Annotated in this window: 8 protein-coding genes; 6 read left to right on the top strand and 2 right to left on the bottom strand. The window is 60.2% G+C overall.

The features are described 5' to 3' along the window. Nucleotides 1-12 precede the first annotated feature (12 nt). The 4 genes from ACWXTG_RS03130 to ACWXTG_RS03115 are packed head-to-tail and all read left to right on the top strand — an operon-like array spanning nucleotide 13 to nucleotide 3,843. Nucleotides 13-1,626 (top strand): ArnT family glycosyltransferase, encoded by a 1,614-nt coding sequence (locus ACWXTG_RS03130; protein WP_480220657.1) that lies wholly within the window; start codon nucleotides 13-15, stop codon nucleotides 1,624-1,626. Nucleotides 1,627-1,659: 33 nt separating this feature from the next. Beyond that, nucleotides 1,660-2,631, top strand: a complete 972-nt coding sequence (locus ACWXTG_RS03125; RefSeq protein WP_480220656.1) for a glycosyltransferase family 2 protein — start codon at nucleotides 1,660-1,662, stop codon at nucleotides 2,629-2,631. Then, a complete protein-coding gene (locus ACWXTG_RS03120; protein ID WP_407996570.1) occupies nucleotides 2,628-3,023 on the top strand; it encodes a GtrA family protein in 396 nt (131 codons plus the stop codon). Before ACWXTG_RS03125 ends, ACWXTG_RS03120 begins: the two co-directional genes overlap by 4 nt. A gap of 1 nt (nucleotide 3,024) precedes the next feature. After that, nucleotides 3,025-3,843, top strand: coding sequence for a ChbG/HpnK family deacetylase (locus ACWXTG_RS03115; RefSeq protein WP_480220655.1), 819 nt, complete (start codon nucleotides 3,025-3,027; stop codon nucleotides 3,841-3,843). Nucleotides 3,844-3,887: 44 nt separating this feature from the next. On the opposite strand, the gene ACWXTG_RS03110 is transcribed toward ACWXTG_RS03115, so the two are convergent. After that, the gene (locus ACWXTG_RS03110; RefSeq protein ID WP_309565206.1) at nucleotides 3,888-4,412 is read right to left on the bottom strand and encodes a hypothetical protein; all 525 of its coding nucleotides are present in this window, start codon (nucleotides 4,410-4,412) and stop codon (nucleotides 3,888-3,890) included. A gap of 243 nt (nucleotides 4,413-4,655) precedes the next feature. Between ACWXTG_RS03110 and ACWXTG_RS03105 the strand changes: the two genes are divergently transcribed. Together ACWXTG_RS03105 and ACWXTG_RS03100 are read left to right on the top strand one after the other, a co-directional pair. Beyond that, nucleotides 4,656-6,263, top strand: a complete 1,608-nt coding sequence (locus tag ACWXTG_RS03105) for a glycoside hydrolase family 17 protein (protein ID WP_480220654.1) — start codon at nucleotides 4,656-4,658, stop codon at nucleotides 6,261-6,263. 42 nt (nucleotides 6,264-6,305) lie between these two features. Next, nucleotides 6,306-8,882 (top strand): glycosyltransferase, encoded by a 2,577-nt coding sequence (locus tag ACWXTG_RS03100; RefSeq protein ID WP_480220653.1) that lies wholly within the window; start codon nucleotides 6,306-6,308, stop codon nucleotides 8,880-8,882. Nucleotides 8,883-8,972: 90 nt separating this feature from the next. On the opposite strand, the gene ACWXTG_RS03095 is transcribed toward ACWXTG_RS03100, so the two are convergent. Further along, nucleotides 8,973-11,447 (bottom strand): TonB-dependent siderophore receptor, encoded by a 2,475-nt coding sequence (locus ACWXTG_RS03095; RefSeq protein ID WP_480220652.1) that lies wholly within the window; start codon nucleotides 11,445-11,447, stop codon nucleotides 8,973-8,975. Nucleotides 11,448-11,487 lie beyond the last annotated feature (40 nt).

The raw sequence follows: 11,487 nt of genomic DNA, 5'->3' as shown, positions 1-11,487 counted from the left end.
AAAGACCGGCACATGTTCACGCCTCTCGTGTTTCGCCGCTTGAGCCTAGCGCTGTTTGCAGCCCTGGGCCTTTTTATTGCCTTCACTTTCTTCCAGTATGGCATCAGCAACGACGAAGAGGTTCAGCATATCTATGGCCGCCTGCTGCTTGACTTCTATAGCTCCGGTTTCACCGACAGGTCCGCATTCGAATACCGCAACCTCTTCCTCTACGGCGGCCTATTCGACCTGATCGCCGCCTTGCTCGAGCGCATCCTGCCGATCTGGGTATGGGACATGCGGCACCTGCTGTCCGCCCTGTTCGGCCTCGCCGGGATTGTCGCGGCCTATAAGATCGCGCGGCGGCTGGGCGGCGAGCGCGCCGGCTTTTTCACGGTATTGCTGCTCGCCATTACGGGCGCCTGGTCCGGCGCGATGTTCACCCATACCAAGGATGTGCCTTTCGCCGCCTGCATGGCCTGGGCCCTGTATTACACCATGCTGGTCGTGGAAAAGCTGCCGCGCCCGCCGCTCAAGCTGTCGGTCAAGCTCGGCATCGCGGTCGGTTGCGCGCTGGGGCTGCGCATCGGCGGCGCATTTGCCGTGATCTACCTGTTTTTGCTGCTGGGCCTGGCCGGGTTGGTCAATGCGACAGGCTGGAAAGCCCGCCTGCGCTACTGGGTGAATAGCGCGATCCGCCTGGTGCCTGCCGGCATTACCGCCTTTATTCTCATGGCGGTTTTCTGGCCCTGGGGCGTGATGTCGCCAGACCACCCCCTACTGGCAGCCAAGTCGTTCTCGCATTTTGCATTCAATATGCTCACTATCATGGACGGCAGGGTTATGCCGATAGGTGACGTGCCGCGCTATTACCTGCCCGCCTACCTGCTGGTACGCCTGCCTGAAGTCTTTCTGCTCGGGCTGGTTGGCCTGGTGGCGGTCGCGGCACTGCACCTGGACAAGCTGTCCGCCCATCGCGGCAAGCTCCTCCCTTGGCTGGCGGTGCTCATCGCGGCGCTGTTCCCGATCGCGTTCAATGTCATCGACAAGCCTGCGCTCTACAACGGCATCCGGCATTTCACCTTTGTCGTGCCGCCGATCGCGGTATTGGCAGGCTTGGGGCTCTCCTTGAGCTGGGATGCACTGCACAGATGGCCGCGCATACGCCGGGGGCTAGGCATTGCCTACGCCGCGCTATGCCTGTTGACGGTGACTACGCTATGGCGCCTGCATCCCTATGAATATATCTACTACAACAACCTGGCCGGCACCATGACCGAGGCGGAAGAGGAATGGGAAGGCGATTACTGGTCCAGCAGCCTGCGCGAGGCGGCCGACATATTGGAAGAGAAAATATCGTCCAAGCCCAAGCGCGACGCCGACGGCAATATCGTGCCCTACCTGGTCGCAGTCTGCGCCGAGAACATCCAGGGAACCGCCTACCTGGACCAACGCTTCAGCGTCACCAGGAATTGGGAAGCGGCGGATTTCTACCTTTCCACGACCAACATGGAATGCGACGATGTCATGAAAGGCATCATCATCGGCGAGGTTGAGCGCATGGGCGTCGTCCTCGCGGTGGTCAAGGACAGGCGCCAGCTCCTGGCACACCAGCGCAAGCCCCGCATTCCGGGCAGCGCACATTGAACCCAACTGCCGTTGAAACGCGAGGGCGTATTGATGACAACAGATCGTAGCCAATCCAATCCCCACATCAGCGTGATCGTACCCGCCTTCAACGAAGCGGCGGCGATCACATCTACCGTCGAGAACATTGCCAACCAGCTCGCCATCCTGACCCCGCATTGGGACATCGTCGTCATCGACGACGGCAGCCGCGACAAGACCGCCGACATCGTGCGCGGCCTGCCAGCGTATTTGCGCACCACGCTGGTACGCTTCTCGCGCAATTTCGGCAAGGAGTACGCGATTACCGCCGGGCTGGAGTATGCCGGCGGCGATATTGTGATCTGCATGGATGCCGACGGCCAGCATTCCTCCGCCCTGGTCGGCGACATGCTGGAAAAATGGCGCGAAGGGTATGACATGGTGTATGCCGTGCGCCAGGACCGGCATGTCGAATCGGGCTTCAAGCGCTGGGGCTCCAAGGTGTTCTATGAAATCATGACCCTGGGCGAGCGCATCACCATTCCGCGCGATGCCGGGGATTTCCGCCTCATGAACCGCAATGTGGTGGACGCGCTGCGCAACCTGCCCGAGCGCAACCGCTTCATGAAGGGGATGTACGCCTGGGTCGGCTACAAATCCATCGGCATTCCCTATACCCCGCTCCCGCGCAGCCACGGCGTCAGCACCTTTTCCCGCCTCAAGCTCATGCAGCTGGCCTGGACCGGCATCACCAGCTTCTCGGTCATCCCGTTGCGCCTGGCGAGCGCGGTCGGCGGATTGCTGGCATTGCTGGCCTTCATTTACGGCATCTGGGTGATCCTGGAAAAAATGTTCTTCCACGAATCCATCCCGGGCTGGCCCACCGTGGTGGCAAGCCTGATGTTCTTCTCAGGGGTGCAATTGCTGTTCATCGGCATCCTCGGCGAATACATCGCACGCATTTACGACGAGGTGAAGGGACGCCCTCCCTACATCGTCGCCGAAGTCTCCGCCGCTTACCAGAGCGAGCCGCCGCAGCCATGAGCGCCCGCGCGGACGCCAGGTCGGTCTCGTGGTTCACCATTGTCGGCGCCGCCGCCGCGCTGGTGCACTACCTCAGCGCGATTGTCCTCGAAGGCTGGCTGGCGTTCAGCCCCGGCCTGGCAAACTTCCTCGCCTTCCTGCTGGCTTTCCCGGTGAGTTATATCGGCCATCATGCCTTGTCGTTTGCCGGCAGCGGCAATACGCACGGATACGCCCTGCCCCGCTTCCTGCTGGTGGCCTGCGCCGGGTTTGCCGGCAACCAGCTCCTGCTGCTGAGCCTGCTGCGCTTCAGCCAGCTTCCCTTCTGGCTGGCCTTGGCGGCCGTGATGGTGGTCGTGGCCGCATCGACGTACCTGCTGAGCCGTTTCTGGGCGTTCAAGAAAGGAGCTTGAAATGGCCATCCCTTTGATCATCAGCGCGGACGATTATGCCCAGGGGCCGGCCATCGACCACGGCATCCTGGAGCTTATCCGCATGGGACGCCTCACCGCCACCTCATGTCTGAGCCTCAGCCCGCGCTGGCGTGAAGCAGCCGCAGCCCTCACCCCTGAGATCAGCCAACAGGCCGACATCGGCCTGCACCTGGATTTCACCACTTATTCCCGGCCCGTGCGGCATCCGCATCCGCAATTGGTCATGCGCAGCTTGCTGGGAAGACTGGACCGTCAGCAGCTAAAGGCCACGATCGCGCAGCAACTGGACGTTTTCGAGCGGGAAATGAACAGCGCCCCGGATTATGTCGATGGCCACCAACATGTGCACCAGCTACCGCAGGTGCGCGACGCATTACTGGACGAGCTGCAATCCCGCTATGCCGGGAAACTGCCGTGGATCAGGGTTTCGCATCCCGCGCATGACGGCGTGAAAGGCTGGGTGATCTCGGCTCTGGGAAGCCGGGCGATGCGCAGGCAGGCATTGAGCCGCGGGTTTGCCGTTACCGACACCTTGTTGGGCATCTATGCGTTTGATAGCAGCGCGGCCACTTACCAAAAGCAGCTGAGGAGATGGCTTGCCATGGCAGGCAAGGAAATCGGGGAGGGACGCCTGTGCGCCCTGATGTGCCATCCCGGACTGGCTGGCACGGACGGCACGGACCCGATCCGGCAGGCCCGCCCAATTGAATATGAAGTGTTTTCCGGCCCCGGCTTTGCCGGAATGCTGCAGGAGTTGGACGTCCGGCCGGCAAAAGCCAGCCAATTGTTCGCTCGCTGATACCGCATGCTGATAATGAAACAGGCCCTTTCGGGCCTGTTTCATTATTGTGGCTTGCTGCTGCGCGGCGCTGTCGCTGCGGGTTTGGGAGGCGTTTTTTCCTGGCTCTTCTTCTCCAGGGCTTCCTTTTCCTCGGGGGTCAGCACCTTCATGACGCACTCTTCGGTACCGTAGCTGCCGCCGCTGTCGTCGGGCTCGAAGTATTCCTTGCGGAAGCTCCACCTGTCCTTGCCTACCTTCTTGATCGTGGCGAGGCCGGTGCTGTGATCCACGTTGTTCTTCTTGTCGCGGATATTGAAACTGATTGCCATGCGGTTGCCGATGACCACCGCCTGGCCATGGTAGACCGTGGAGTTCACGGTTTCGGTTTCATAGTAATAGGCGCCGAACTTGCCATGGCTGCTGACGCGGTTGAGGCGCAATGCAACCACGAGGTCGTAAGCGCCAATGGAGGAGTTTTCCCCCTTGCATTCGTAAAGGCCGGTGTAGTTGACGCCGGTAAACGCTGGTTTTGCTTGAGCCAGGCCGGAAAAAGCCAGCATGGCCGAAACGATTATTACTTTTTTCATCCGAAGGACTCTGATTCTTGTGGCAATAGCGGGCTATTGTAACGCGTATATATGTCATCTCTGCAAGCCCGGGCAAATATTTCCTGCCAGGCCGGTGCAACCAATCCCATGCTGGACAGGTCTCAAACAGGCTGCCTTTTTGTATTTGCTGGCGAGGTGCTTTAATATAGTCCGTCGCAAAATAGCTGACCGAACGCGGCTTTCGCGACTCTCCAACAATACCAACATAAATTCATACAAAACATGCTAAAAACTGCTGCCTTGTGGCGATACAGTATCTTCAACCTCCTGTTAATTGCATTGTTGGCGCACTGGTTCTGGCAGCAAAACCAGCCGGTTGCATTGCCTGACCCTGAACTGCCGGCCAACGGCAAGCTCAACTGCGTTTCCTACGCGCCTTATTACGGCAAGGGAGAAACCCCTTTCATCGCCACCACAGTGGCTGACAAGTCCAGGATAGAACGCGATTTGCGCCTGCTCTCGGAACGTTTCGACTGCGTACGCACCTATTCCGTCAAGCAGGGCCTGGACTATGTTCCCGAAGCCGCGTCCAAACTCGGCATGAAGGTATTGCTGGGCGCATGGATAGGTTACGTCAAGCTCGAGAACGACAAGGAGGTTGAGCTGGCGATCGAGCTGGCGAACCGTTATCCCGACACGGTCAAGGGCCTGATCATCGGCAACGAGGTGCTGCTGCGCAAGGAACAGACCGAGGATGTCATGCTCGCCTACCTGCAGCAGGCCCAGGCAAGCACCGAAGTCCCTGTCACCTATGCCGACGTCTGGGAATTCTGGCTCAAGCATCCCCGCCTGGAGCAGGCCGTGGACTATATCACCGTGCACGTCCTGCCCTACTGGGAGGACGACCCGCAGAGCATAGACAATGCGATCCCTCATGCAGAGTTCGTCATGGAGACCATGGGCAAGACCTTCTCCAAGCCTTTGTTCATCGGCGAGACCGGATGGCCGTCGGTCGGCAAGCACCGCAACGCCTCGGTGCCCAGCCTGGTCAACCAGGCATCCTACCTGCGCCAATTCGTGCAGACTGCGCACGACAAGGACTGGAACTACAACCTGATCGAGGCCATCGACCAGCCATGGAAACGCGACCTTGAAGGCACTGTCGGCGGTTACTGGGGCCTTTACGATACCGGCCTGGAGAGCAAGTTCGAATTCAAGGGGCCGGTAGCGGAGCGCCGCGACGGCATCCAGCCATTGATCTGGGCCCTGACCGGCTTAGCGGTATTCGTCATCCTCACCCTGGCGCGCAAGGAGCGCAGGCTGCCCGCCCTGCTGGCGATGGGCTCGCTTGGCATCCTGACCGGGGCCACCGCGTACGTACAGTGGGGCTACCTGGTTGCCGCCAGCCGGGACACGATGGAGTGGATCGTGCTGGCCGGCATCAGCTTGGCCGGCATCGTTGCCCTGCTCAACTTACCCGCCTTGATCGCGCGCGGGCAAAACAAGCTGGCGCATAGCCTGTTGTTCGTGCTCGTGCTCGCCGGCATGGTCACCAGCTTCCTGCTGATCCCGAAAATGAGCTTCATCCCGCGCGATATCGAACTGCACCCGATGATCGGCTACGTCATCTATACGATAGACGGCCGCTACCGCAATTTCCCGCTGGCGCTTTACGCCCTGCCGGCATTGCAATACGCCATCGGCCTGGCCTTGCTGGGATTGCTGCATCGCACCACGTTCGGCCGCTATCGCAAGCTCAACATCATCGCGCTGGCGACAGCATTGATTTGCCTGATCTTGGAACCGTTGAACACGCACGCACTCTTATGGCTAGGCGTGGTCGCCTTGCTCGCATATGCGAGCTGGCCGCGCAAGGGAGCCAGGGTTTGAGGGGGCGTCTGGCGCCAATAGTAAAAAACCAAAGACAACGATATGAAATTCATCAATAAATACAGCAAAGCCCTGATCATTGCATTGGCAGTCACCCTGCTGCATTTCGGCATTTGGGAGATCATCAACCGGGCGTTGCCGCTGATTGACGCGCCGCCCATCGTGAACGGCTTCGCCTACAGCGGCTACCAAATCGGACAAAGCCCCCAGGAACGTAAATATCCCAGCACCACGGAGATATTGAAAGACCTGGAGCTCATGAAGAAGTACACCAACCGCATCCGTATCTACGGCGCGCTGGAAAATCCCGAAACCACCGCCCTTGCCGCCAGACTGGGACTCAAGGTGACAGCGGGAGCGTGGCTGGGCCCCGAGCATGAGGACAATCAGCGCGAACTGGAAGCCTTGCTGGCAAGGACGGCGGTATATCCCAATATCGAACGCATCATCGTTGGCAACGAGGCCATCCTGCGCGCCGACCTCACCGTCGACGAAATGATCGCCTACCTGGAAGAAGCGCGCCGCACCTCGCGCGTGCCGGTCTCCACCGCGGAGCCATGGCACGTCTGGCTGCGCTATCCCCAGCTGGTCAAGCACGTAGACTTCATCACGGTGCACCTGCTGCCCTACCATGAGGGGCTGCCTGCCGAGAAAGCCGTGGATTACGCGCTGGAACGGTATCAGGAGCTGATCGACAAATATCCGCGCAAGAAGATCGTCATCGGTGAAATCGGCTGGCCGAGCAAAGGCCCCACCATCGATGCCTCCGTCGCCTCCAACGTCAACCAAGCCCGTTTCGTGCGCGAGTTCCTCGCCAAGACCGCTTTCGAACCTTACGACTACTATCTCATGGAGGCCATAGACCAGCCATGGAAGGTGAAGATCGAGGGCTGGGCCGGGGCTTACTGGGGCATGTTCGATGCGGAGCGCCAGGAGAAGTACTCCCTACACGGCGCCGTGCCCAAGGACTTGCGCTGGGTGTCCAAGGCATTATGGGGCTCGCTGCTTGCCTTCATTCCCATCCTCATCATTGCAGTGCGGTTCCGTACTTGGGGCACAGGGGCGCAGATTTCCCTGGCAATCCTGCTTCAGGCTTGCATCACCGTGCTCGTGGTCACCTGGAACCTGCCGGGAGACTACTACTATTCGCTGCGCGACATGATCATCCTGGTCGCCTTGATTCTTGCACTGCTCATGACCACAGCGGTGCTGATGACCTATGCCGTGGAGTTCAGCGAAGTCATGTTCAAGGGCTACTGGATCAGGGGCTACAAGCCCGCCGTTCCGGTGCCTGCGGAGCAGGAAGCCTTTGTTTCCATCCACCTCGCCTGCTACAACGAACCGCCCGAGATGGTAATCGCCACCATTGAAAGCCTGGCGCAGCTCGATTACACCAATTACGAAGTGCTGGTGATCGACAACAACACCAAGGACGAAAGCAAGTGGAAGCCGGTCGAGGAGTACATGTCCAGGCTGCCGGACAACTTCAAGTTCTACCACTTGCCGCAATGGCCCGGCTTCAAGGCCGGCGCGCTCAACTTCGCGCTGCAGGAGACCGACCCGCGTGCTGAGGTGGTGGGCGTGGTCGATGCAGATTACGTCGTCACCCGCGACTGGCTTGCAGTGCTCATCCCGCACTTCTCGGATCAGGGCGTGGCCGTGGTGCAGGCGCCTCAGGCGCACCGCGAATTCGAGAACAACTTCTTCCGCCGCATGAGCAACTGGGAGTTCGAGGGTTTCTTCCGTATCGGCATGCACCATCGCCATGAGCGCAATGCCCTCATCCAGCACGGCACCATGACGCTGGTGCGCCGCAAGGCCCTGGTCGATCTCGGCGGCTGGTCCGAGTGGTGCATCTGCGAGGATACGGAACTTGGCCTGCGCCTGCTGGAAGGCGGCTACGAGCTACGCTATATCGACCGCGTGTTCGGCCGCGGCCTCACGCCTGCCAACTTCGAGGCCTTGAAGTCACAGCGTTTCCGCTGGGCCTTCGGCGCCATGCAGATCCTCAAGCACCACCTGCCCAAGCTGCTGGGCAGGTCCACGCTCAGCTTTGGCCAGCGCTACCACTTCCTGACCGGCTGGCTGGGCTGGCTGGGCGACGGACTGCAACTGATCTTCACCATGAGCTCGATCGGCTGGACCCTGGCCATGCTGGCCTTCCCCAAGTCGTTCAGCCTGCCGGTCTCCATCATGCTGACGCCGGTGCTGTGCTTCCTGGTGGTCAAGGGCGCGTTGGGCCCCATCCTCTACCGCAAGACCATGGACTGCAAATGGTCCGACATCTTCGGCGCGTCGCTGGCCGGCCTCGGCCTTTCCCATACGATCGCGCGCGGCATCATGATGGGCCTGATTCAGAAACGCGGCGTGTTCAAGACCACCAACAAGGGCAAGGCCGTCAAGGGCAGCATCTTCGGGCTGCTCACGCCTATCCGCGAGGAAGTCCTGCTATTGCTGGCATTGATCGTTTCCGCCGGCGCGATGCTCTACGCCCGCGGCTTCAGCAACCTCGATGCGCAGCTGTGGGTCACCATGCTGACCTTGCAATCCCTGCCCTACTGGAGCACGCTGGCTTGCCAGATCATTGCGCAACTGCCTGATAGCAAGCCTAAAGAGTAATTTCCGGAAAGCAAAATCTCGGCAAACAAAAACGGCTATGGAATCCATAGCCGTTTTTTTATTGGTAAAACCTAAACTAGACAAGCTGCGTCAGAAATCCACGGTAGCCGACATCAGCAGCATGCGCGGCGTGCCTATGCTCAACCCCATGGAGCCGGAAGCGGCGGCAGCCGATGTCCAGTACTGGCGGTCAAACAGGTTCTCGATGTTTGCCCGCAGGGTCAATGGCTGGCCATAGGCGGTGGTGGCATAGCGCGCGCCGATATCGAAGCGCGTCCACGCCGGGATTTTGCGCGTATTGGTCGCGTCGTAATACTGCGAGCTGCTGTAGATGGTTCGCGCGACCAGCGTCAACCCCTCCGCGAACGGCGTATCCCATTCCCAATTCAGGTTGAAGTTTGCCCTGGAGGTGCCGAAAATGCGGTTGCCGTCATTGGCGCCGCCTATGCTCCTGACCATTTCACTATCCAGCAGCATCAGGCCGCCGAGCAGGCGGTGATGCGCGACCGGTTCGCCGAAGATATTCAACTCCAGGCCCCGGTTGCGCTGCTTGCCGTTGATGCCGTACACCTGCCCGATCGCATACGCGGTGGGCTGCTCCAGCTGGAAGATGCTGACGGTGCCGGCAAAGCTGCCGAAATCGAGCTTGGTGCCGATCTCAAGCTGCTTGGACTTCACCGGCTCCAGCATGCCGCCTGCATTGAGGCAAGCCTGCCCGTTGCATCCGTTGGCGGTCGTCGGGATGATATCTCCCTGACGCAAACTTTCGATGTAGCTGCCGAACAGTGATAGCTGCCTGGTCGGACGGACGACAAAGGCTGCGACTGGCGTGAGGGTTTTCTCGTTGTAGCGGCGATCGGTATCAAAATTGTGCGAATTGATATGCTGGGAGCGCGCGCCAATCACCAACTGCAGCTTGTCATCCCACAAGCTCAAGTTGTCCACCAGCGCGATGCTGCCGAGATCGCTGGTATTGGTCTTGCTGATGTCGTCAGACAAGCCGCTGGTATCCGGCTTGGGCACGGCTGCCGGGAAATAGATGTTGGACGCGACGCGGGGCAGTCTGTGATCGAGGTTGCCGTACTCCATGCGATAACGGTTTCCGCTCAGTGTGACGGCATGCTTGACCGGGCCGGTTTCGAAGGTGCCGCGCACACCGACCTCCAGCGAGCGCACGCGCTCGTAGCGGCTGAATAGGCGCGCCTCCACGCTGGTATTGAAATCACCATTGCTGGTCACGGAAGGATTGACGCGAAGGAACTCGTAATCGCCCTGGCGCGCGCCGGCGGCCGCATAAACTGTCCACCGGGAACTGATGTCGTATTCGCCGCGCACCGCGCTGTAATTGTCCTTGGTATTGGTGTAGGTCCAGGCCGGCTCGAAATTCCTGTCGATGCGCTTGGCGTCTGGAACGGCCGCAGTCCCTGCCAGCGTCACGCGCTCAGGAGGCGCGTTGATATTCAGCCGCTGGCGCCCGATATCCAGCGACAGCCGCAAGGCATCGCCGCGATAATCCAAGGCAAGCGCGCCGGTCGACTGCTCGCGCGCCTGGTGGTCGAAAGCCATTTCCCCCGGGTCCTGGTACACGCCGTTGAAACGGATGCCAAACGCATTGTCCGGGCCGAAACGCCTTGCCATGTCCATATGCCCGCCGAATTGCGACTCGCTCGCGTAGGTGCCTGTGAACTGGGTGACGTCCTTGTCCCCTGCCCGCTTAGGCACGATATTGATCATGCCGCCGGCACCGCCGCCGCTGGGGATCATGCCGTTGAGCATACCGCTTGCGCCCTTGAGCACTTCCACGCGTTCCGCGGTCTCCGCCGCCACTGCGTAGGTCGGCAGGATCCCGAACAGTCCATTGAACGCCACATCGCTGTTCATGAAGGTCACGCCGCGGATGGAGAACTGGTCAAAGCGCCCGCCGCGTGGGTTGCCGTTGCGCACCGAGGGGTCGTTATCGATCACGTCGGAAATCGTCGCCGCCTGCTTGTTCTGGATCATACTGCTGGTATACGCCGTGATATTGAACGGCGTATCCATGAAGTCACGGTTGCCCAGTATGCCGACCCTGCCGCCGGTAGCCACCTGTCCGCCGCTGTATGCGGGCAGCAACGCATCCGCAGATTCATTCTGCCTTGCCGCGTTGACCTTGACCTCGGGCAAGCTGCCTCCCTGCTGCAGCTGCGCGTTCAGCAACCTTCTCAGCCCCCATGCGCCATTGTCGCGCGCGACGTGGTCGAGGCCGGTGCCTTGCAGCAGCTTGCTCAGCGCCTGCTTGACCGTATAGCTCCCTTGCAAGCCGCTGCTTTGCTTGCCTGCGACGAGTTCGGGCTCGAACGAAAGCAATATGCCCGCTTGCTGGGCGAATTCGGCCAGGGCATTTTCCAGGGTGCCTGCCGACACCTGGTACTGCTGCTGGCTTTCGGCCGCTGGCGTTTGCGCATTGGCTGCCTGCGGGGGCAATACAGCGCCGAGCGACAATGCCACAAAGGCACCGCAGAGGGCCTGCCTGAGCTTGTTGGATGGAAATGAAGCGGGTGCTTGATCCCGCATTGGGTATGTCATGGTCAGGTCCTTGTCAAAATGGAGTGATTCACCTGACATA

Source organism: Methylobacillus sp. DLP286 (genome assembly GCF_056636515.1).
This window is presented reverse-complemented; position numbering and strand designations above follow the sequence as displayed.